This is a genomic window from Pseudoalteromonas luteoviolacea NCIMB 1942, assembly GCF_001625595.1.
Lineage (GTDB): Bacteria > Pseudomonadota > Gammaproteobacteria > Enterobacterales > Alteromonadaceae > Pseudoalteromonas > Pseudoalteromonas luteoviolacea_A.
Genome location: NZ_AUXT01000128.1, coordinates 1 through 441, shown reverse-complemented (window position 1 = coordinate 441; position 441 = coordinate 1). Strand labels below are relative to the sequence as shown.

Sequence of the window (441 nt, the reverse complement as noted above, 5' to 3'; positions counted from 1 at the left end):
TAGTGACCTAGTGACCTAGTGACCTAATGACATTGAACTGATGTAAAAAGACGTATCAATACTGGTCTTTTCTTTTATTGTCCGGTGTCGCTCTACCGCTATAACACTGCGGATACTTGGCCAACGAGCTTTGAGTGTTTCATTAAATTTAGGTTTTAGTTGGTAGACCTTACGTTGCTCTTTTTGAAATTGAGTGTTGACCGCATTCCACAAATTGGGCTGATTTTTCTTTACTTGAACCACGACATGCGCTTTTTTATCCGCTATTTTTCTAAGTGTCTCAGTTTGGCAATGCAGCGCATCCATCGTTAGTACACTGCCTTTAACATTCAGTACATCCAACATCTGCTGAACAACACGGATCTCCCCATTCTTATTCTTCGTCGCGAGTTGACTTAAGACCAGTCCATTCTCCGTATCATAAGCAGTGACAAGCTGTAA

At 41.3% G+C, this 441-nt stretch carries 1 pseudogene; it reads right to left on the bottom strand.

Going from position 1 to position 441, the window contains the following annotated elements:
- A pseudogene (locus N482_RS07055) lies at positions 1 to 441 on the bottom strand (ISAs1 family transposase); the annotation flags it as partial.